Annotated in this window: 18 protein-coding genes; 7 read left to right on the top strand and 11 right to left on the bottom strand. The window is 43.3% G+C overall.

All coding sequences use genetic code 11. The features are described from left to right. The 4 genes from AC37HE_RS14590 to dinB form a co-directional block, all read right to left on the bottom strand. The coding region (locus AC37HE_RS14590; protein ID WP_500783588.1) for a hypothetical protein at positions 1-319 on the bottom strand (319 nt) is incomplete at its 3' end. Between the two features lie 65 nt (positions 320-384). Then, positions 385-939, bottom strand: coding sequence for an RNA polymerase sigma-70 factor (locus tag AC37HE_RS14585; protein ID WP_500783587.1), 555 nt, complete (start codon positions 937-939; stop codon positions 385-387). A 107-nt stretch (positions 940-1,046) separates the two neighbouring features. After that, on the bottom strand, positions 1,047-3,986 hold the full coding sequence (locus tag AC37HE_RS14580) for a DNA polymerase III subunit alpha (RefSeq protein ID WP_500783586.1): 2,940 nt from the start codon (positions 3,984-3,986) through the stop codon (positions 1,047-1,049). Beyond that, entirely contained in the window at positions 3,973-5,151 is a 1,179-nt protein-coding gene (dinB, locus tag AC37HE_RS14575) for a DNA polymerase IV (RefSeq protein ID WP_500783585.1), read from the bottom strand. The genes AC37HE_RS14580 and dinB overlap by 14 nt, the downstream gene beginning before the upstream one ends. A gap of 118 nt (positions 5,152-5,269) precedes the next feature. On the opposite strand from dinB, the gene AC37HE_RS14570 reads away from it, so the two are divergent. Beyond that, positions 5,270-6,070, top strand: coding sequence for an XRE family transcriptional regulator (locus tag AC37HE_RS14570; RefSeq protein ID WP_500783584.1), 801 nt, complete (start codon positions 5,270-5,272; stop codon positions 6,068-6,070). 274 nt (positions 6,071-6,344) lie between these two features. Further along, positions 6,345-6,527 (top strand): helix-turn-helix domain-containing protein, encoded by a 183-nt coding sequence (locus AC37HE_RS14565; RefSeq protein ID WP_500783583.1) that lies wholly within the window; start codon positions 6,345-6,347, stop codon positions 6,525-6,527. Positions 6,528-6,642: 115 nt separating this feature from the next. On the opposite strand, the gene AC37HE_RS14560 is transcribed toward AC37HE_RS14565, so the two are convergent. Genes AC37HE_RS14560 through AC37HE_RS14535 form a run of 6 tightly spaced genes read right to left on the bottom strand, consistent with a single transcriptional unit; the run spans position 6,643 to position 14,640 of the window. Further along, positions 6,643-7,851: a glycoside hydrolase family 27 protein gene (locus AC37HE_RS14560; RefSeq protein ID WP_500783582.1), complete on the bottom strand. Its 1,209-nt coding sequence runs from the start codon at positions 7,849-7,851 to the stop codon at positions 6,643-6,645. Between the two features lie 36 nt (positions 7,852-7,887). Further along, positions 7,888-9,279: an MFS transporter gene (locus AC37HE_RS14555; RefSeq protein ID WP_500783581.1), complete on the bottom strand. Its 1,392-nt coding sequence runs from the start codon at positions 9,277-9,279 to the stop codon at positions 7,888-7,890. An 8-nt stretch (positions 9,280-9,287) separates the two neighbouring features. Further along, the gene (locus AC37HE_RS14550; RefSeq protein ID WP_500783580.1) at positions 9,288-10,487 is read right to left on the bottom strand and encodes an AGE family epimerase/isomerase; all 1,200 of its coding nucleotides are present in this window, start codon (positions 10,485-10,487) and stop codon (positions 9,288-9,290) included. Between the two features lie 22 nt (positions 10,488-10,509). Next, positions 10,510-11,706, bottom strand: coding sequence for a glycoside hydrolase family 130 protein (locus AC37HE_RS14545; RefSeq protein WP_500783579.1), 1,197 nt, complete (start codon positions 11,704-11,706; stop codon positions 10,510-10,512). After that, positions 11,703-12,815: a glycoside hydrolase family 26 protein gene (locus AC37HE_RS14540; protein WP_500783578.1), complete on the bottom strand. Its 1,113-nt coding sequence runs from the start codon at positions 12,813-12,815 to the stop codon at positions 11,703-11,705. Before AC37HE_RS14540 ends, AC37HE_RS14545 begins: the two co-directional genes overlap by 4 nt. Positions 12,816-12,870: 55 nt before the next feature. Further along, entirely contained in the window at positions 12,871-14,640 is a 1,770-nt protein-coding gene (locus tag AC37HE_RS14535; protein WP_500783577.1) for an acetylxylan esterase, read from the bottom strand. A 337-nt stretch (positions 14,641-14,977) separates the two neighbouring features. Here AC37HE_RS14535 and AC37HE_RS14530 point away from each other — a divergent pair, with 337 nt between their 5' ends. From AC37HE_RS14530 to AC37HE_RS14510, 5 genes are all read left to right on the top strand, one after another. Next, a complete protein-coding gene (locus AC37HE_RS14530) occupies positions 14,978-15,856 on the top strand; it encodes an AraC family transcriptional regulator (RefSeq protein WP_500783576.1) in 879 nt (292 codons plus the stop codon). A gap of 986 nt (positions 15,857-16,842) precedes the next feature. Next, on the top strand, positions 16,843-17,712 hold the full coding sequence (locus AC37HE_RS14525) for a VOC family protein (protein ID WP_500783575.1): 870 nt from the start codon (positions 16,843-16,845) through the stop codon (positions 17,710-17,712). 8 nt (positions 17,713-17,720) lie between these two features. Next, complete coding sequence (locus AC37HE_RS14520) at positions 17,721-17,900, top strand: hypothetical protein (protein WP_500783574.1); 180 nt, start codon at positions 17,721-17,723, stop codon at positions 17,898-17,900. 15 nt (positions 17,901-17,915) lie between these two features. Next, positions 17,916-18,932 carry an META domain-containing protein gene (locus AC37HE_RS14515; RefSeq protein ID WP_500783573.1) on the top strand — a complete coding sequence of 339 codons (1,017 nt, stop codon included), beginning with the start codon at positions 17,916-17,918 and terminating at the stop codon, positions 18,930-18,932. A gap of 70 nt (positions 18,933-19,002) precedes the next feature. Then, positions 19,003-19,422: a DUF2541 family protein gene (locus AC37HE_RS14510; RefSeq protein ID WP_500783572.1), complete on the top strand. Its 420-nt coding sequence runs from the start codon at positions 19,003-19,005 to the stop codon at positions 19,420-19,422. Positions 19,423-19,535: 113 nt separating this feature from the next. On the opposite strand, the gene uxuA is transcribed toward AC37HE_RS14510, so the two are convergent. Beyond that, on the bottom strand, positions 19,536-20,750 hold the full coding sequence (gene uxuA / locus AC37HE_RS14505; RefSeq protein ID WP_500783571.1) for a mannonate dehydratase: 1,215 nt from the start codon (positions 20,748-20,750) through the stop codon (positions 19,536-19,538). Positions 20,751-21,447: the final 697 nt, after the last annotated feature.

Raw genomic sequence — 21,447 nt, 5'->3', positions numbered from 1 at the left:
TTTTGTTGCTAAATTGGATCCAGCTAAACAAACCAATCATCAATAACACGCTTGCTGCTACGCTTATTCCTGAGGTTAACAAGAACCGTTTCCGATTTTGCTTCTTCGCCTCAAGCTTTCTGTTCAATTCAGCAAAAGCTCTCTTCTGATCAACCTTGTGATAACCTTGCAGGTTGGTCGATTCGTTCCAGATGGCTTTTACCTTTTCAAAAAGAACTTGATTCTCCGGCTTAGTCATTTCTTGTTTAAAAAGAGCTTTCTCTTCTTCAGAAGCACTATCAGACAAGATCGACAGAAATAATTCGTAAATGGCCTTCATTTGTGTTGCTTTTACCTTTGAGACATTTGTAAAAGCAAAAGGTCTTACTCTGACTTCGTATTTTTTCAGATAAATTCAGGATAGGCTGTTTCCAAACACTCCCTAACGTACTTTAAAGCCTTACCAATCTGAGCTTTAACAGTCTTTATGGAAATGTGATTTTTTTCTGCAATTTTTTCCTGTTTTTCGTTTTCAAACCGACTTTCTTTGAAAATTTCTTTACAGCGAGGCGGGAGTTTTTCGATGCAGTCAAATAAATATCGGCGGAATTCTTCGGACTCAATTTCGGACGGATTAACCAACAAATCCTCTTCCCGATTCGTCATCTTTAAATAATCAGTTCGGAGACTATTCGACTTAATCTTATTCAAACACCTGTTTTTTACTGCCGTGTAGAGGTAGGCATTTATTCTATTTTTAATGTTCAGCTGTTTCCGATTATTCCAAAGTTTCTCGAATACGTCCTGAACAACATCTTCAGCAATGTAAATATCAGAAACAAACCGAACTGCATAATTACATAATGGCTGGTAATAACGGGAGAAAAGGTATTCAAAGGCTCCAAAGTCTCCTCCTTTCATCCTCGTAATAAACAAATATTCATCAAACTCTTCCGGCATAACGGAGCCTTTTACTTCCCATTAATTTGATTGTAATGATAACAATTTTTAATGAAAACACGGCGATACGCTCAATTCGAATAAACAGTCAAACCATTTTTTTCAGGCTAAACATTAGGTCTCTGCAGATACGACAGTTTCGACATTTTTTCAATTTCCACACTCGGAAAGCCAAATTCCTCCACCACTCTCCCAAGTAAAGCATAAATGCCAGATCCCTGGAAAGGATAGTCTTTTAAGCTGTTCGGGAAGTGCACCGTGTCAAAAAACTCACCGGTATAATCAACAAAACATCCAAAGTGCATGATTTCCCGTTTGCTCGTGCGCACATATTTGATTGTAACCAGGCGCCCCACCATACGAACCTTCTTCCCGACAAAGTCCAATAGCTCCCGGGCTTGAATGTCTCCGCGAGACCGAACTTGCAGCATATCAAAATTATCCACACTTACGGGAAATCCCAGTAATTCAATCTCATCATAAGCATCTTCCAGAAAAGAATACTCCAACACCGGCAATTCAAATTCTTTGGGTTGAGCCTGGAACATGGCAGGAGAGCCACTGCTCAAAACCGGCCGTTTTAAATGCAAATGAGCTTCCCATAACAACGTTGATTTCGCCTTACCCGTAAATCGCAAAGCCCCAACCCGGATTAACACAATGAGCTGTTCTTTGCTAACCGGTACCCGCTCCATAAAATCGATGAGCGACAAAAACTCCCCATTACAGTTCCGCTCTGCCTCAACCAGGTCGATGGTCACTCGTTCCAGATTTTGAACATGCCCAAGCCCCATGAAGATGGTTCGTCCGATAATACGGGTTTGCTTACAGCTGTTATTAACACAAGGCAACTCGATTTGCGCTCCTTGTCTTTTTGCTTCATTAAAATACACCCAGGGATGATAGAATCCACCGAAATTATTAATTACAGCCACCTGAAACTCCAAGGGATAATGCGCTTTCAGATACAAACTTTGAAAGCTTTCCACAGCATAGGATGCCGAATGGGCTTTTGAAAAGGAATAACCGGCAAAAGATTCAATCTGTCGCCATACCTCCAACGATATTGACTCCGGGTATCCCCGCTCCCGACAATTGTCAAAGTATTTCTCCTCAATCTCCCGAAACTGTTGCAACGACCGGTACTTTCCGGACATCGCACGACGCAGAACATCAGCATCAGCCAAATCTAAGCCCGCAAAATGATGGGCCACTTTGATCACATCCTCCTGGTATACCATCACTCCGTAAGTCTCTTCCAGCTGCTCCTTCATCACGGGGTGGATATATTCAAAATCGTTCGGGCTGTGAAAACGGCGGATATATTCACGCATCATCCCAGACTTGGCAACACCGGGACGAATGATGGAACTCGCCGCCACCAGAGAAAGATAGTCGTCACATTGCAGCTTTTTCAGCAACCCTCGCATTGCCGGACTTTCAATATAAAAACAACCATTGGTTTCTCCCTCCCGAAGCCTTTCCTTTACCTTCTCATCCTGAAAAAAATCCTGCACCCGATGAATATCGACATCCTCCCCCCGGTTCTCCCGAACAATTTCCACCGCCTCCTGGATGTGTCCCAATCCGCGCTGACTGAGAATATCCAGCTTCTCAAAACCCATATCTTCGGCGATGTACATATCCCATTGGGTTGTCGGAAAACCTTTAGGCGGAAGATCCAGCGCCGTATAGCAAGTCAGCGGTTCCTCTGAAATCAGGATTCCGCCGGCATGAATGGTTCTTAAATTCGGAAAGTTTTCCATTTGCTGCCCCAGCGTCCGAATCAGCGTACTCACATCATTTTTGTTATAATCGTTCCCCGGATCGTTAATCAGCAAATCAATTTCGGCCTTTGGCAAACCAAATACCTTCCCCAGTTCACGAACTGTGGACTTGCTTTTAAAGGTTGATGTTGCTCCCAACAAAGCCGTGTGTTCGCGGCCGTAGCGTTTAAAAATATAATCCTGCACCTCATCCCGGTCTTTCCAGGAATAATCAATATCAAAATCGGGCGGGCTCGTTCGTTTGGGATTCAAAAAACGCTCGAAATACAGGTTCAAGCTAATCGGATCTACATCGGTAATCTTTAAACAATAGGCAACAATACTATTGGCTCCGCTTCCGCGCCCAACATGGTAGAAGCCGCGGGACATACTATATCGGATAATATCCCAGGCAATCAGAAAATAGGCCGAAAACCCCAATTTGTCGATTATCGACAATTCGTATTGAACGCGCCGAAGCGCTTCAGGGTTGTTCCTTCCATAACGGTAATACATGCCGTCAAGGGCCAGTTTTTCCAGCAGAAGCTTGTCATCGTATCGGGATTGACTGAAATGTTGCTTATTCTTGACAGCCTTAAAATCAAAGTTGATAGAGCAATCCGCCATAAGCTCTTCTGTTGTTTGAATGATCGCGGGATAATTTCCGAACACTTCCCGGAGCCGGTACACCGGAGCCATGCGTTCATCCTGCGAGGCAAACTGCGGGCTTTTCAACTTACTGATAAGCGTATTGTGCTCAATCGCACGCAGGCTTTTATGCAGAAACCAAGCCTGCTGGTCGCGAAAAGTAACCGGGTGCAGGATTAGCAGCTTGTCCTGATAGCGCCGGTATTCAGAGGTCAGCAATTGGTTTGCCTGGGTGGGACGAATGCCTGTATATTCGTAGTCCAGTAGTTCATCCGGCCGTTTCTTTCCCCAAGGATAAATAACCGCCACTTGCTGAAATGCCCAGCCCTCCAAACTAAACGGCTTCTTATTCAGGTTATGCCAGGTCAGGTAATCATTGAGTTCCTTAAATCCGTCATTATTGCGGGCTATCCCTACAAAAAGTAATTCATCTCCGTTCCGGAATTCAACACCGGCAATGGGTTTAATTCCCCGCTCTCCTGCCTTTTTAACAAAGTCCGGAATTCCCATTGATGTATTAATATCCGTCAGCGCCATCACCTCCACCTGATTTTGTTCGGCTGTTTCAAGCAGGCTGTCAATGTCCATTGTGCCGTAGCGCAGGCTGTAATAGCTGTGATTATTCAGGTACATAGCCTTTATTTTGAGTTATCCCTGATGCCCGGCGAATCGCCCCTGAACCATAGCGCCGGCGAATTTGATCCATCGACAGGTAGAGCTTTATCTGCTTTTCATTATTATCGAAAAGGCTGAGCTGCTGAACGCCGTGTACTAGTCCGCCCAGCTTCACCCCGATCAACCGAATAAGCATACGCCGCTCGTAAAGTCGGCTAAACAATTCCCGGGCAGTTTCAATAAGCACATGATCAAACGAGGTGTAGGATAATTTTTTTTGCAAGCTGTGTGTGTCGTAATTGGCATAGCGGATTTTGACCGTTATCACCGATGCCAGTTTCTCTTTCTTGCGTAGCTTAAAACACAATTTTTCGGTCATGGCCGTCAGGATCTGTTCCATCATTTTCACATCAATCGTATCGGTTTCAAAAGTGCGCTCTGTACTGATTGATTTTTCCTCACTGTAGGGAACTACCGGGGTAAAATCAATGCCATTGGCTTTTCGCCAGATGTCAATTCCGCTTTTCCCCAAAACACTGCTCATCATTTCCAACGGAATCGCACTCAAGGTTTGAATCGTCGACACCCCCATCGAACGCAGTAGCAAATAAGTCTTTTCGCCCACCATCGGAATTTTGCGAATAGATAGTGGATTCAAGAAAGGCTGTACCAGGTCTTTTTCCACCTGTCGTTCCCCATTTGGTTTGGCCTCGCCCGTTGCTATTTTGCATACCGTTTTGTTCACCGATAAGCCAAACGAAATCGGCAAACCAGTTTCTGCGATTATCCGCTCGCGCAGCTCATGGGTCCATTGATAACAACCGAAAAAACGATCGAGACCAGTAATATCCAGGTAATGTTCATCAATCGAGGCCTTTTCATAAACCGGCGCATAAGCTGCAATTACATCGGTTACCAGTTTGGAATGGTTGCTGTACAAGTCCATATCGCCACGAATCACCGTAGCTTCCCGGCACAGGTTAAGCGCCATCCGCATGGGCATGGCCGAGTGAACCCCGAATCTTCGTGCTTCGTAGCTACAGCTGGCCACAACTCCCCGATCCGACAACCCGCCGATAATAACGGGTTTCCCCAACAGGGAGGAATCCTGCAAACGCTCTACCGATACGAAAAAGGTATCCAGGTCCAGGTGTACAATCGTTCTGTTTTGCAAAGTCACCATCTCTTCTTTCCTCTAATTTCCTGTAAACTATTGCATAGTTCAATTTTCTCAATTATTTTTGATTATATTTTAATCATTTTAGTTGATTATAAATTAGACATTAAAATTGTTTCTGCAAATGTTTTTAGCTTCAAACATCAAATTTCTGCGTAAACGACGAAAGCTGACCCAGCAGGATTTGGCTGATAATCTGAACACAACTCGGGCCAGCATCAACAACTACGAAAATGGCATGGCACAGCCACCACTTCAGCTAGTCATGCAACTCTCCGATTTGTTTCATCTTTCGGTGGACACCTTATTGCGGGTGGATTTAGCAGCACTACGGGAAAGTCAACTTTATTTAATTGAAAAGGGCTCAGAAGTATTTGTCAGAGGGAATGAAATCCGAATACTGGCCACCACGGTTGATGCACAAAACAAGGATAATATTGAGCTCGTATCCATCAAAGCCAAGGCCGGCTATACCTATGGCTACTTTGATCCGGAGTTTATTTCGGAGCTCCCGGTATTTCAGTTGCCGTTTCTGGCAAAGGATAAAAAATACCGCACCTTTCAGATCAGTGGAGATTCGATGCTGCCGGTACCGGATAAAAGCTGGGTTACCGGCGAGTTTGTTCAGGATTTAAATAGCATAAAAACCGGTGAGCTCTATATCATTTTAACCCTGAATGAAGGGGTTGTTTTTAAGAAAGTGAAAAATGAGCTGGCAGAGAAAGGGAGTCTTCAACTGATCTCACTGAATCCCGAATATCAAGCTTATGACCTCCCGGTAACCGAAATTCGGGAGGCATGGAAGTTCACCCATTATATCACGAATGAGATCAGTGAGAAAACAAGCTCAGACCGGTTACAGCAGAAGATTGAAGCAATAGCAGAAGACATAACGGAAATCAAAAACAAATTAGATTTAACCTGAACCGGTATCAACACAAACGGTAATCAAAAATCGCTTAGACACTTTTAACGGCATATCCGATATGTAATCAGAAGAAGCACAAACGACTCAACACCGAAACAGTCTCGGCAAATAACTACAGGCATCCGAATTTAACAATTATTAACATTTGGCGTAATGGTAATTACAGCTTTAGCTCGTACTAGAAAGAAAGATTTGTAATCAAAAACACAGAAGTCCGAACAAGCGGGATACCGCTCATAAAGGACACTCAAACAAAATAAAACGAAGCAGCATGAAAAATACAGATCCCGATTTATTAACCGTTGGAGAGGTTTCCGATAAATTAAGCGTAACAAACCGAACTGTACGCAAACACATTAAATCCGGTAAAATCCCAGCTAAAAAGCTGGGCAAACATTGGTATATTTCACGGAGTGATTTTAATAAGATTTTTGCCGAATACATGACGTCCTAAGTAATATCCGGTCTTGTTCCAATCGTATAAGACACTCTAATCCGCCGGAATAAAAGTTTCAAAAGGATAAAACAACAAAGGCGACTATTCGGTCGCCTCTGTTGTTCAAATACAACTACTCTTTAACTAATCGCAACATAAGTACATCGTGCACACCAATCGTTGCCTTTAGCGCTTCTGAAGTATTGCCTAAGTCTTTGTGATTATATAAATCGCGAAGCTTATAGGTCGTTTTATCCATGTTCGAAAATTTTTGATTCAAATCATCACCGATCTCGTGTTTTTTCCAGTCGAAATTCAGATCATAGGGCTCCTCGTTCATATTCACAAAAGCAATAGCCCAATCACCGTTTTCAAGAGGCTTGATCCAGGTTTCAACATTGTGCTCATTTAAGTATCGGAATCCTTGAATTCCCAACGAATCCTGGTTAACGGCAATTACCTCTTTATTGGTCAATGTTTTGCGGGTTTCCTCACTCATCGACCGGATATCGTTCCCCATAATCAAAGGTGATGTCAGAATACACCACATCGCAAAATGGCTGCGATTTTCGGCATCACTGAATTCATTGCCAACTTCCATCATATCCAGGTCGTTCCAATGGCCGGGGCCGGCATATTTACGAAGGTCCTTATGCATATTGATGATCTTCCAAATCCCCCAGGAAGACCAGCTGCCATGACCATATTCACAATCCCAGCAATTTACAATATCGCCGGCAACACGCCACATCTGGCCCATTTCGGCACCCCACTCCCAAGGTTTATTATCACCCCATTCGCAAATGCTGAAAACAATCGGACGACCGGTTGCATAAAGCGCATCGCGCATGGTTTGATAAGCTCCTTTAGCATTCAGATTTTCCGTATTACACCAGTCGTATTTCAGGAAATCTACGCCCCAATCAGCATAGGTCTGAGCATCGATAAACTCATACCCCCGCGTTCCCGGATAACCTGCGCAGGTTTTGTTACCGGCACAGTTATAAATACCAAACTTCAACCCTTTTGAATGAATGTAATCTCCCAACGCCTCCATTCCGCTTGGAAATTTTTTTGGATCGCCATCGAGTTTACCATTCGAATCACGCTCCATATTGAGCCAGCCGTCATCTAAAACAAGATAGACATACCCGGCATCTCTCAAGCCGGTCTCGACCATCGCATCGGCAATTCCCTTTACTAAATCTTCATCAATATCGGTTCCAAAAGTATTCCAACTATTCCATCCCATAGGCGGGGTTAATGCCAACCCTTCAATTTTCTGACTGAACGCGCTCAGCACGCCCAGTACAAATAAGCTTAAAATCAGATATTTTTTCATTGTTGTTGAGTTTTTAAGAAGCGTGCAGAACACGCCCTATTTTGAATGATCATGTTGTCGTTTGGTTTCCAGTTCAGCAGTTACCTGAACCATAAATTTATCACTCAATTGATAGCCCCAGATAAACAAAGCTGAAACCAAGGCCCCAATTGCCGGATAAACACTGAAAATCATTTTAATGCCGGTAATACCGTCGGTCGTCTGATCCAGGTTAGCCTGAAAACCATAGGCTGCTAAAATCCATAAGGTAATTGCACCACCAAGGGCACCTCCCATTTTTTGAGACATGGAGGAAGATGAAAAAATTAAACCTGTTGCGCGTCGCCCGGTTTTCCATTCCGAAAAATCAGCAATATCGGCATACATAGCCCAAATCAGTGGCATGATGATTCCAGCCGAAAGACCTACAATAACATTCAGCACAAAAATCAAGGTAATCTGGCTGGGCTGAAGGAAATACATCAAAAAACTAATTCCCGACGACAAGAGCATCGACCACATATAAGTCCATTTTTTTCCAAATTTATCGGAAAGTGGCTTGGCCAATACAACCCCAGCCATGTTACAGGCCAACCAGAGCGTCATATAGACCGATGCCAGCTTATCCCAACCAACCTGACCGAAAAAAGGCAAGGACTGATCTTTGATATAATATTTAAAATAGTACATCATGGAACCGTCACGCAGCGATGTAAATATCAGTGCAAAGACTCCTGTTCCAAGCACAATAAACCACGGCAGGTTCTTCGATAAATCCTTAAAATCCTCTTTAATGGATGATTTTTTCGACGGAGCAAGTTTGACCCTTTCTTTTGTCCAGGCAAAGGTCAACCAGAAAAAGACAATGGCCAGAATGGAATAAATTGCAATCGTATATTGATACCCCTGCGCTTCGGTTGCCCCACCGTTTTTGAAAAAATCAATCAGGTGAGCCGCAGTGGCTGTTACAAAAATCCCTCCGGCAAAAGCGCCCAAAAACCGAAAAGAGGCCAACGTCGTCCGTTCGGCGGGAACGGGGGTCATTACTCCCATCAATGATGAATACGGCACGTTAATCGCCGTGTAAATCATCATCATCAGGGTGTAAGTCACATAGGCATATATCAGTTTTCCACTTGGACCAAAGCTGAATTTTGTAAAGGTGAGTACACCGATAATAGCAAATGGAATGGCCACCCAAAACAGATAGGGTCTGAATTTACCTTGTTTGGTATTCGTCCGGTCACAGATAACACCCATCATCGGATCATTAATGCTGTCCCAAATTCGGGTTAACAACAGCATCGTCCCGACTGCGACAGGCGTTAGTTCTACTACATCGGTGTAAAAAATAGTCAGAAACATGGTAAACAGCTTCCAAAACATCGACGAAGCGAAGTCGCCAAAGCTGTATCCTATTTTTTCTTTTAGTTTGATTGGTTGAGTCATGTGTTCGTTTAAAGTTTAGCGATTCGGTTGGCGAGTTCGATCAAAGCCCTGCTGTTGTGATAGGGACACTTCCAGAATCCGGCTTTATCTTCGTTCAGGTTCGGAGTTCCTTTACTGGTAATACTCCAAAACCACTCACCGTTTTTTCGATCGATCAAATTTAGTTTAATAAACTCCCAAGTTCGCATTAAACATTGAAGATATTGTTCATTTTTTTCAATCTCCCAAGCATCCATCAAACCCACCATTGCTTCTGCTTGCCCCCACCAATGCCGGTCTTTATCAAGGTGATTTCCTTCTTTTTCATACCAAACCGATCCATCTTCAGCCATCCCTTCCTGAAGCGTTACATTGACCAGCTTCAGAGCCGATTTTTGAATTGCCTGAATAGCTTGGACATCTTTCGTTTCCTGAGCAGCTTCATGCAACAACCAGGCACCTTCAATATCATGGCCATACGATACAATCTGCGACTGCACCTTCCAGTTCATATCGAAAAACAAATTGAAATGACCTGTCCTCCGATCGATTATGCGATCCTGAAAAAGCTGGATCAAAACCAAAATCCGCTCTTTCAGCTGCTCATTAGGCCATGCCCGGTAAAGATTGGTATAAGGTTCCAAAATATGCAAATGCGTATTCATCGATTTGGGCGAATTCGCATCCTTCGGACTCAGACGCATATCCTCCATCGGCTGCCAGTTGGCACTCAAGGCCTCCAGATAGCCTTCAAATTCCGGGTCGCGAAACTGATCTTCCAGCAAATTGAACAGTCGCAAAGCATACTGGAGGCTTTCCTTATTTCCTGTTGACAGGTAATATTCGGAAAAAGCATAAATACCAAAACCTTGAGCATAGGCTTGCTTTCGGGTGTTGACGGGAGTTCCCAGGTAATCACATTCCCAGAACAGACCGTCATTTTCCGGATCCCAGAAATGGTCAAGCAAATAGGCATAAGCCCGATCAGCCATCATCTGATAAGTTGAATTTCCGGTGTTTCGAACTGCTGCCGAAAAAGTCCAGAGGAGCCGTGTGTTTAACACAGCTCCTTTACTGGCTTTGGACACGACAGTTCCTTCTGAATTTATTTGGCCAACAAAGCCTCCAAACTCGAAATCGACTGCTTTAGTACTCCAAAAATCAAGAATTCCGGACAATTCGCTCTGAAACTCGGGTAACAGGGCTTTTAGTTGTTGGGTTATAGTCATTAAATTGCAGTTAACAGGCTTCTTATTCAAGTAGGTTCATAAACTCTTGATTACGATCGGCTAACTCATTGATCGTTTGGACTGACAAATGAGAACACAGCTGATCCTGAGGGGAATTCAAACAGTAATCCACCAACTTCTCTACAGTTGTTATTGCAACATGCATGCGTGTATCCGACGAGGCATAGTAGATAAATACAGTTCCGTCTTCATCTTTAATCCAGCCATTCGAAAAAACCACATTCGACACATCGCCAACCCGCTCGCGTTTTAGTGGCGAGATAAAGTGCCCGTGCGGTTTATACGTAACAAGCCAGGGCTTCTCAAGCTCAGTCATAAATACGTAAAGTGTATAGCGCAAACCAGCTGCTGTATTCCGAACACCATGAGCCAACTGCAGCCAACCATGGGCTGTGCGAATAGGTGCTGGCCCTAAACCGTTTTTCACTTCATAAATGGTATGGTATGTTTTGGCGTCGACGATCATTTCTTCTTTGACCTCCGGCTTTTCCATACTATCCGACAATCCGAATCCAATACCTCCCCCTTTACCTGTATCGATAAAGCCATCCTGCGGCCGGGTATAGAAAGCATATTTGCCATCAACCAAATGTGGAAACAGAACCACATTACGCTGCTGACCAGTCGTTGAAACTAAGTCCGGAAGACGCTCCCAGCTTTTCAGATCCTTGGTTCGGGCAATACCAGCCGCTGCAACAGCGCTCGAAGTATCCCCATCGGGAGCATTCGGATCTTTACGCTCAGTACAAAAGACACCATAAATCCATCCGTCATCGTGTTGTGTTAAACGCATATCATACACATTCGTATCCGGATCTTCGGTTTGTGGCAAGCTTATCGGCCGATCCCAAAATTGGAAGTTATCAATCCCGTTTGGACTTTCGGCGACAGCAAAAAACGATTTTCGGTCGTTCCCTTCAACACGCACCACTAAAATATACTTCCCGTTAAACTTGATCGCTCCGGCATTAAAAGCAGCATTAAACCCAATGCGCTCCATAAAAAACGGGTTTGTTTCTTGATTCAGATCATAGCGCCAGTGCAGTGGGATGTGTTCCCTCGTTAAGATTGGAAATTCATAGCGGTTGTAAATGCCATTGTCGCTAAATAGCTCGTTATTTTTCCGCACAATCAAATTATGCTGCTTCTGCTTAATCAGCTCCAATCTATCTTCAAATAAGGTATGCTGTCTATTCATCGTAAATTATTTATTTCCTGATTGAATTTGTTGAGTAGTAAAATGCCGGGCTGCTTTAGCAAAGCTCTGGCATCTGCAGATGCCGGATGCCCGGGATAAGGAAAAAAGAAATGCTTTTCGGATGCGTTACGCCAAACCATCACATAGCTAATTTCTGTTTGGACGAGCGAATCGTTCAGCACTGTTCCCAGTTTTTGAGAATACCAGGTCGAATCCGGCACCAATTCCGAACCAGTCTCAGTCAGTGCTGCCAATTTGTGCTTCTTATTGGCCAGATTAATCACCCAATGCAACTTTTGAATGGCATCCCGTTCTCCTCCGGCTTGTCTCAAATCGGAATAATTGTCCATACCCAATATATCTACGATATCATCACCGGGGTACCACTGCAGATATTCCTTTTCCGAATTGAAATTTCGATCGGGGGAATAAGCTACGACCATATTACGGAGACCCTTGCCCCGCAAATAATCAATTGTATAGCGAAAAAGCTGTTTTAGTTCGTCTGGGGTACAAGCTTTTGATCCCCACCAAAACCAGGCGCCATCCATCTCGTGCCATGGACGGAAAATGAATGGAATTTCGTTTCCGTCCTGATCTTTCAAGTTTGAAAAGAACGTTGCAAGCTGATCCAGCTGATGATTGAATTGCCGATTGTAAGCACCTCCTGGTAGAATATGCTTAACCACCACAGAATCACCATGCCAGGCATCAATAGAATCGATCGGTGAATAAGGATGCCAGCTAAAGGTATTTATGCCCCCATGCTTGGAAACCCAAAGGGCAAAATCATGTATCTTTTGAAACGGGACTTGATCCAGATTAGCCTGACGCTCAAGTTCTAACCCTCCAAGTTCCCAGCCAAACAAAGCCGGGTAATCATCGGCAATCCGCTTTACGTCCGATTCTCCCTCAACATATTTCCAACCAACACCATAAGCCAAATCGTCCTGATGACCAAAGAGTATACCGTTTCCTTTAACCGCTCTCAAATCTTCAATAATGGAATTCCTTGCACTCGTTGTCCGATCCTTTCCGGTCACATGTTGACAGCTATTCAACACCAGTCCAACGACAATCGCCCAAAAGACTGTAATAATCATTCTCATAATAATCCAACTATTGATTAGCCCTCTACACTATTGTAGAGGCCATTCATAGAAATTATTGAACACCTAATTTTTCCCGGATGAACTTCATCGATGCTTGATGAAATGCTAAACTGGCGCTGTGTCCATAATCCGGACCGGCGATCCAGTGTTTCTCAGACTTCACCTGGTTATAGGCTGCAAAATTGGTATGCGGTGGGCACACATTATCCTGAACACCAAATCCCATATAGAGTGGACAAGTAATCCACGGTGCGAGGTTTTTAATATCGAAATAGCTCAAGACGTCGTAGATATCACTCCACTTTGCTTCCGGATGCTCTTTCATATAAGTATCGAAGTCGCTTTTGGGCCAAGGGGCTATTTTGAAATAATCGGGAAAATCAGACAAAAACGGGATCCCAGGCGCGGCCACTTTTACACGTTTATCCAGCGCTGCCGAAGCAAACGACAAAGCACCTCCCTGGCTGCTTCCACGAACAGCAATCCGGCTTGAATCGACCTCGGGCCGACTACAAACAAAATCAACCGCGCGAATAACATCCATAAATGCGCCACGATAGTAGTAATGCTCCTTGCTATCCACGCCCGATGTAATCCAGGTGCCATAATGATTTTCCGGCAAGTTCAAAGCCTGACCACGAATTGACAAGACAAAACAGGCAAAACCATTCCAGCTTTGTTCCGGGGGATACGGACCCGAACCGTAGCCCATATATTCTACAATAACCGGGAATTTTCCTTTGCGTTTAGGTTGGGCATAATACCCGCGAATTAATTCATGATCCAACGAATACATTTCAACCACGTAAATATTGTAGTCGAGTTTGGAGTATTCGGGCTGCAAAGTCATTTTGTAATGTGGAGCCACCTTCGCCAGTTCTTTCCGGTTCTTATCCCAGAAAGCTTTTAAATCAGCTTTGGCATCAATGGGAGATTGAATTTTTTCAGGCTCATAACCAACATTAAATTTCTGCTCTTCCCCAACTTCACCATTTCGTTTAAACGAAACGGTATATCGGTAAAAACCAGGATTTGCCTCGGGAAAAACAAAGGCTTGGGAAAATGCTTCAGATTTACCCAGCATAAGCTCAACCGAGTCAACACGAACCGGTTCGTAGGTATCGGTTGTAATCTTTACCAGCAAAGTTCCCTGAACTTCCATCTCATTCAGATTTTTCAAATTGGCCGTAATCCGAATCGGCTCATCCCCCAGAAAAACATAGTCCGAGTCGTCCACTGCGACATGCAACTGAACCTTATCGTTCACACTTGCTGATGAAATAGTAAGGCCCGAACCTTCCAGGAAACCACCAACACCCCATCCATTATTGAATTTTATGGCAATCAGATTCTCCCCTTCTGTATTAATCAAGTTCCCGTTAACAAAGTAAGTGCGTGCCTCATCATGATACCCTTTATAATCGGGAGGGAAGCTACTTGTTTTGCCAACAAGTGTACCGTTAAAATAAACTTCGTCGGAACCCCCAAAACGACCAAGGTGAAGGACAAGGGCTTTTGCTTCAGCCAGTGCTGTTTTGAGACTATCCGGAAAAACAATTGTTTTTCGATACCAGCCATAACTATTTTCGGTGGCCTCCCCCTGTTCTTTCAAGGTCTTAAGCGAAGAAACAGTTTCCCAGGTCGAGTCGTTATAATCAGACTCCATCCACAAACTATCCTTCCCTTCACCGGGGTGAAATTTCCAGTCATCCGAAAATGGAGTGGCAATTACTTTGGGATCTTCTTTTTTCGCATTGTAGCTGCAAGAAGCAGCCATTAGGCCGGCAACTACAATGCTTAAAAACAGCGTTACAGATTTCATAGTGTCTTTGATTTATTGTCAGGTTTTCATCGTTCATTATCTCAGCATATCAGCTGCAAAAATTAACGAATCAAAAATACGAGCAAGGACACCCATCACACAAATACTATTCTATCATTATCATATGCTTTTTAATCAAAATAAGCTTATAGCCGAATATCCCAATCCTCCCAAGGCATATATAACCAAGCGAAAACACCTACTATAACAAGAATACCACAAAAATACCCCAAAGGGAGGACAAGAATAAAGCACCAATACTATTTTATCAAAAAACAATTCAATCCTACCATATATTTGATTAATCTAAGGACAAGCTTTAACTTTAAAAACAAAAATGGCAACTCAAATTCACCGTGAAATAACTCCCTTAACCACGAACGATTGCTTTCTGGTCTTCGATCGGCAACGGGTTGGATTTAACTTTCCAATTCACTTTCATCCTGAATTTGAGATTAACTATATTCGGAATGCCTCAGGTGCCAAACGGCTTATTGGGGACCACATCAGCGAAATCGGCGATCGCGAATTGGTAATCGTAGGGCCGAACTTGTATCACGGCTGGGAAAATTTCAAAAACTCAAAGACTGAAACCTTACACGAAATAACCATTCAGTTTCCGGTCGACCTGTTATCCGAGAATTACCTCAGCAAAAATATACTGAAACCTATACAGGAATTACTGAACAATGCACATCGGGGAATCGCATTTCCGGAAGAAGCCATAAAATACGTGGAGCCCAAACTATTGGCCCTAAGCAAGAAACGAGGCTTTGACAGTTTTTTAGAGTTTCAAAGTATCTTATACGATCTGGCAATCTCCAGAGGTCAGAAGCTGCTAACAAATATGTCTTTTTCACAGAAAGATAATTTCCTGAACAGCGAAAAGATCAAGAAAGTCTACAACTACATTCAAGCGAATTACAACAAAAAAATAAAAGTTGAAGAGGTTGCCAGCCTGGTTGACTTATCAGTAGTGTCTTTCAGCCGGTTAATAAAACAGAGAACCGGAAAAACCTTTGTTGATTTCCTGAATGAGTTACGTCTGGGACACGCCACTCGCTTACTGATCGAATCGAACAAAACCATTACTGAGATTTGTTTTGAGTGCGGATTTAACAATATCTCAAATTTTAACCGAATTTTCAAAAAAAGCCAGGGATGCACCCCATCCCAATTCAGAGAAAGCTATTACGGCACCAAAAAGGTCATCTAGTTTAGTCCTCACATCTCTAATATTGTCTGAAGTACGCTAAGACCAACAATCGGTTAAAACAAACATTATTTCACTACAATCCTGACTAAAAAGGACAAAACATGCTACACAACAGTCTAATATATAAGACTTACCACAAACAAACGAATCTATTTTTCCGTATCTTTTAGTGTCGTAACTTCATAAAAAAACAAGCAACTTAGAGCACTGTGTATTTACAACAACTAAGCTGAATGTTTCCGGGTGACAAGGAAGGAATCATTACACCACTATATTTTAACATAAAAGACGTGCCAATATGTATAAAAAAACCGAAAATCAAAGAAAAGTAAATTCAGCTAAGGTATACCGCATACACTTTCTCCATACTGGCAATGCATGTTATTCACCGTGCAAGGATCTCAAAGGAATACGTTGCACTGGAGATCATTTCAATTATGTGGTGCCTTGGCAAGCAACAAAAGGAGTCAAACAAAACTCATTAACTCAAAATTATTACGTGTAGTGCTTCGTTAACAAAGTAAATTGCATTAAAAATTAGCAAAGCTAACACAGCATAATAAAGCAAAAGGGGTGAATAAATTTCACCCCTTTTGCTTTGAATTATTAGGCACCTTTATCCCAAATGCTATTCCGAAATACCTTACTGATTCTACCTTGCATCTTTGGGCATTCATTTCAACCACCTACAGGTTAGTACCCGAACACACAAAAAGTAACCAGCCGATCGAATATTTTATTAATCAGCTATTAAAACCTCTTTTGATGGCTTTACTTGTATTGTATTTTTCCATAACTTACAATAGAAAAAATATTGATAGATTAAACCAACATGCAAACAGGAAAAATTACGAACAGGAAAAGTCAGCAGTAGGTTATTCAAATTGAAAGTTTTAGTTCAACTCAACAACCTAAGAACAATCGCAACTCTGTTGATTTGCCTCAAGTACTATCCTTTTTTACATCACATAACACAAAATCATACAATGAAACGAAAACACCATTTCTTTTCAGCAATTATTGTCCTTACAATAATTACGACGGCCTGTAGTTCAGGCATTGTATTTCCTCCTGTTTCTCAAACACCAACGAACATGCACAACGAAGGGCAGTTTGTTTGGCACGATCTGGCAACTTATGATCCCGAAACAGCTAAAGACTTTTACTCCAGAGTATTTGGCTGGAACTTCGAATTACTAACCTCCGGTGAGAACTATTACTACGTTATTAAAAATGGGGATATTCCGATTGGAGGCATGTTTAAACTGGCCGACAAATATGGCAAAGAGGCCGAGTGGATCAGCTCGATGTCGGTACCCGATGTAAATGCCGCTGTAGAGCACAACACCTTAGCAGGTGGTAAAACAATCTTTAAAACGGCTGTATTTAAAGGAAGAGGTAAAACAGCTTTGGTACAGGATCCCCAAGGTGCTTTTATCGCATTTCTTCAATCCGAAAGCGGAGATCCGCAACCGATGAAAGCTGGAACCATCGCAATGAATAGCTGGCTTTGGAACGAGCTTTGGACAAACGACCTGGATGCTTCGCTGGAATATTACAAAGGACTAGCCGGCTACGAAACTGAGGAAGTTAAAGGAGCAAAAACACCTTACTATTTATTTAAAAAAGGCTCAAAAATCCTCTCAGGAACGATTGGAAACCCGGTAGAAGATTCCCGTAGTTCGTGGATGCCCTACATTAAAGTAAAAGATGTTAATACAACACTCGAGAAAGCAAAAGCTGCCGGAGCACGCGTTATGCTGGAGCCCAATCCTTCCATCCGGAAAGGAACTGTCGCTGTTCTTTTGGACCCAACCGGGGGTCAATTCACAATACAACAATGGATTTTTAAATAGCCAACATCATGAAAAACAAGCTTAGAATAACTTTCGTTTTAATCATTCTAGCTGCAGGAATGGCTCTTTCTGCCTGCTCAAATCTGCGTTGGAGTGCTGATGCCGGAGTCGATGTTCGTTTTGGCCCACACGGTCCTAAACTGGATCCTCATGTAGGCGTTGATGTTTACAGCGGAGGACGTCTGTAACTGAAAATTACCATTATGAAACAAGGCATAATACTGAGTCTGATCCTGCTGATAACAGCATGCGATGGGGCTGAAAAAGGAACAACATTTTGGGTCAATAGTTATTTGGTGGATTGCGTTGGCGTTGGTCCCATGAAATGTATGCTCATCCAGAAAGCTGAGGAACCAACTGCCGGAGAATGGCAAAACTTCTATTCGAAGATTGAAGGTTTTGAATATGAACCGGGCTTTATCTACAAACTTAAGGTTAAAGAAGAGCCCGTAGAGAATCCTCCTGCCGATGCATCTTCCATTAAATACACCTTAATAAAGCTACTGGAGAAGAAAGAAGATCCAAGGCTGAAGCTTAACGGAAGCTGGGAAGCCTTTAAACTTAACGGCTCGGTTTTGAAATTACCACATACGCGAGGGGCTGGTCTTATTCCTCAACTGCAAATCGACTTCTTCGAAATGCAAGTCAGCGGAATCGATGGCTGCAATAATTTCTCCGGGAAAATAAAGGCCATAACCGATAACTCCATTGAAATGGGATCACTGGCAGCCACTCAGAGAATGTGTCCGGATATGACAATTGCCGATGCTTTCAGCAAAGCGCTAAACGAGGTGAAAAAGTATCATTTGGAAGACGACAAACTATTCCTACTCGACGAAGCGGGTAATGACCTCATTGAATTTAACCGAGCCACCGAAGCTAAAGTATTACTCAACGACATTTGGGCTGCCGAATGGATTGACGGCCTTGAAATTCCGACAGAAAGCCATGTTCCGACACTTGAAATAAACAGTTCAAAGAAGACAGTACAGGGAACCGACGGCTGTAATAACATCAACGGTAAAATTACAGAACTAACAAACTCGTCGCTGGTATTTGGCCCCTTAGCAGGAACAAAAAAAATGTGCCCGGACATGGAAATTCCACAGAAATTCAACACCACACTCCCCTTGGTTCGCAGCTACAAAATCAGCAATATGAAGCTGACACTGCTGGATGAGCAGAACAAAGCAATAATGATCTTAAAAAAAGTTGACTAGCAACAGGAATCGCAGTGAGGAAAGGAACATTTTGACTTTTCCTCGCGGATTCGCAAATGAAAATAATACAATGAAAAATTTAGTCTTAATCTTTTGCTTGATTGCCGGATTCAGTCTGCAATCACTTGCACAATCAGAAGAAAATGGCTGGGTACAGCTCGCTAAAAAAACAGCCTCCTACAAAGCAGAAACGGATAATATCAGTTTAGTCGGCAAGAAAACAAACCTGGCTAAAGTAAAAGTAAAGTGCATACAGGGAACCGTAAAAATCAAGCATATTCGTGTTGAAATGTCAGACGGCTCCAAAAAGGAGTATAATCCCGCAGCGGGAGTTCTCACAGATGGCATGTCAACCATGTCCTTTGATCTTCCCGGCAAGGATACCAAACTGAAAAAGCTTGAAATTGATTACGACTCAGTCGGCAATATTGTATTAACCAAACGAGCCCAGGTTGAGATTTGGGGTAAGGAACGGAAAGACAAAAATTAATCTCGGGTGAAAACAACGGCACACAAACAAAAAGCTCTGATGTCGGCAACATCAGAGCTTTCTTATTTTAGAAGGAAGCAGGCCATTGCGACCTTTTCCTTTCTATAAAGCTGTTACTTATAAACCACGCCACTCTTCTCGATTCCCAATTCCAGTCCGCGTAATTCGGCCTGTCCACGCAGCAAACCAATTGCCGAATAGCCGGGGTTGGTCTTCTTCGTCAGGTCATCCAGAATCATGTGACCGTGATCGGCACGCATCGGAATCTCATCATCACGACGGTTCATGGCATGACGCTTCTTCTGTTCTTTCAACACAGCAACAATCACATTATACATATCCACATCGCCGCGCAGGTGGCTCGCTTCGTGGAAGCTTCCATCCACACTACGTTGGGTGCTCCGTAAGTGCAGGAAGTTAATCTTATCGCCCATGCGCTCAATCATTCCCGGCAGATCATTATCGCCACGCACACCTAGCGATCCGGTACAAATACAAAGGCCATTGTAGATTGAATCGACAATGTTGATAATGTATTGCAAATCGCTTTCCGTGCTTACCACACGGGGCAGACCAAACAACGGAATTGGCGGATCGTCGGGGTGAATTGCCAAACGAACACCCGCCTCAATGGCAACAGGTACAATCTGCTCGAGGAAATATTTCAGGTTCTCGCGGTATTGCTGTGAGTCAATATCCTTGTACTCAGCCAAACGAGCACGAAAATCATCAATACTATAGCCTTCCTGACCACCAGGTAAGCCTGCAATAATATTCTTTTGCAGGATGTATTGCTTTTCAGAGCTCATAGACTCAAACACCTGTTTCGCCATATCGAGCTGCTCCTTGGTGTAACAAGCTTCGGCCCCTTCCCGTCTCAGCATAAAAACGTCGAAAGCAATAAATTCACTCATATCGAATGCCAAAGCTTTGGCTCCATCGCTCAGTTCAAGTTCCAGGTTTGTGCGAGTCCAGTCAACAACCGGCATCCAGTTGTATGTTAGCACCGGAATACCCACTTTCCCAACGTTACGGATCGACTCTTTATACTTTTCAATCCATTCGTCGCGATTCGGTTTTCCTTGTTTAATATCTTCGTGAACCGGAATACTTTCGATCACACTCCAGTTTAACCCGCGAGGTTTCGCCGGATTAACCGAGCTATCAAATTCAATAATTCTCTTACGTTCCTCAATTGCCTCAACAGTCCATACTTCTCCAATCTGTACTTCGTGCAAAGCGGTAACAATTCCGGTTGCACCGGCTTGTCTAATGTCTGTTAACGTCACCGGATCGCTTGGTCCGTACCAACGCCACGTTTGTTCCATTCCCATATTCTGGCTTTTTTAAAATTTAATTTGATCGTTAGTTGTTTTTTTGTCGACTCAAGCACTCCAACTTGACTCGCCTGTAAAGGTCGATATAGATTTTGAAAATCCTCCGTTAGCGACAACGGGAACCAAGCTCTTTAATAATTGCTTAATAGTATTTTTCAATAGCCGCTAAATCGGCAAAGGGTTACACCAGATCGAGTGTGAGATCCCGATTCTTATTTATTCCAAACACAAAAATCCCGAACCTCCCGAAACCCTTGATTTTATTAGTCCCGAGGCAGGTGAGACCCTCCCCTGAGCAATTTTTTGCGCCAATCGGTAAGGTTAACCCTCCCATCGGCAATTTTTTTGTTCCAATCGGTAAGGTGAAGCGTTCCATTGGCAATTTTTTTGAGTCAACCGGCAAGGTGAACCCTCCCCGAGGCAGTTTTTTTGAGTCAATCGGCAAGGGGAAGCCTCCCATTGGCAAATTTTCGGCTTCAACCGGCAAAGGGAAGCTTCCCCTGAGCTGTTTGGGATCATAGAAAATCAGGATTCCGGGGAATCACCCACAGAGATGAAAGTGGAGGAAAACAAGAGAAGGCAGTTGGGAGCAGTTGGAAACAATTGAAGACAATCCAATGGAGATGGAAGCTTGCACGGAGCGATTTCGACCGTTTATCAAGACCGGTAATATAAAACGTCTCACCCC

The sequence above is a fragment of the Mangrovibacterium sp. genome, assembly GCF_059905295.1.
Note: the sequence above shows the minus strand (reverse complement) of the source record. Positions and strands in the feature narration are given on the sequence as shown.

Coding starts and splice junctions, on each gene's coding strand:
- AC37HE_RS14585 (WP_500783587.1), bottom strand. CDS start 939: ATGCCGGAAGAGTTTGATGAATATTTGTTTATTACGAGGATGAAAGGA.
- AC37HE_RS14580 (WP_500783586.1), bottom strand. CDS start 3,986: ATGTACCTGAATAATCACAGCTATTACAGCCTGCGCTACGGCACAATG.
- dinB (WP_500783585.1), bottom strand. CDS start 5,151: ATGGTGACTTTGCAAAACAGAACGATTGTACACCTGGACCTGGATACC.
- AC37HE_RS14570 (WP_500783584.1), top strand. CDS start 5,270: ATGTTTTTAGCTTCAAACATCAAATTTCTGCGTAAACGACGAAAGCTG.
- AC37HE_RS14565 (WP_500783583.1), top strand. CDS start 6,345: ATGAAAAATACAGATCCCGATTTATTAACCGTTGGAGAGGTTTCCGAT.
- AC37HE_RS14560 (WP_500783582.1), bottom strand. CDS start 7,851: ATGAAAAAATATCTGATTTTAAGCTTATTTGTACTGGGCGTGCTGAGC.
- AC37HE_RS14555 (WP_500783581.1), bottom strand. CDS start 9,279: ATGACTCAACCAATCAAACTAAAAGAAAAAATAGGATACAGCTTTGGC.
- AC37HE_RS14550 (WP_500783580.1), bottom strand. CDS start 10,487: ATGACTATAACCCAACAACTAAAAGCCCTGTTACCCGAGTTTCAGAGC.
- AC37HE_RS14545 (WP_500783579.1), bottom strand. CDS start 11,706: ATGAATAGACAGCATACCTTATTTGAAGATAGATTGGAGCTGATTAAG.
- AC37HE_RS14540 (WP_500783578.1), bottom strand. CDS start 12,815: ATGAGAATGATTATTACAGTCTTTTGGGCGATTGTCGTTGGACTGGTG.
- AC37HE_RS14535 (WP_500783577.1), bottom strand. CDS start 14,640: ATGAAATCTGTAACGCTGTTTTTAAGCATTGTAGTTGCCGGCCTAATG.
- AC37HE_RS14530 (WP_500783576.1), top strand. CDS start 14,978: ATGGCAACTCAAATTCACCGTGAAATAACTCCCTTAACCACGAACGAT.
- AC37HE_RS14525 (WP_500783575.1), top strand. CDS start 16,843: ATGAAACGAAAACACCATTTCTTTTCAGCAATTATTGTCCTTACAATA.
- AC37HE_RS14520 (WP_500783574.1), top strand. CDS start 17,721: ATGAAAAACAAGCTTAGAATAACTTTCGTTTTAATCATTCTAGCTGCA.
- AC37HE_RS14515 (WP_500783573.1), top strand. CDS start 17,916: ATGAAACAAGGCATAATACTGAGTCTGATCCTGCTGATAACAGCATGC.
- AC37HE_RS14510 (WP_500783572.1), top strand. CDS start 19,003: ATGAAAAATTTAGTCTTAATCTTTTGCTTGATTGCCGGATTCAGTCTG.
- uxuA (WP_500783571.1), bottom strand. CDS start 20,750: ATGGAACAAACGTGGCGTTGGTACGGACCAAGCGATCCGGTGACGTTA.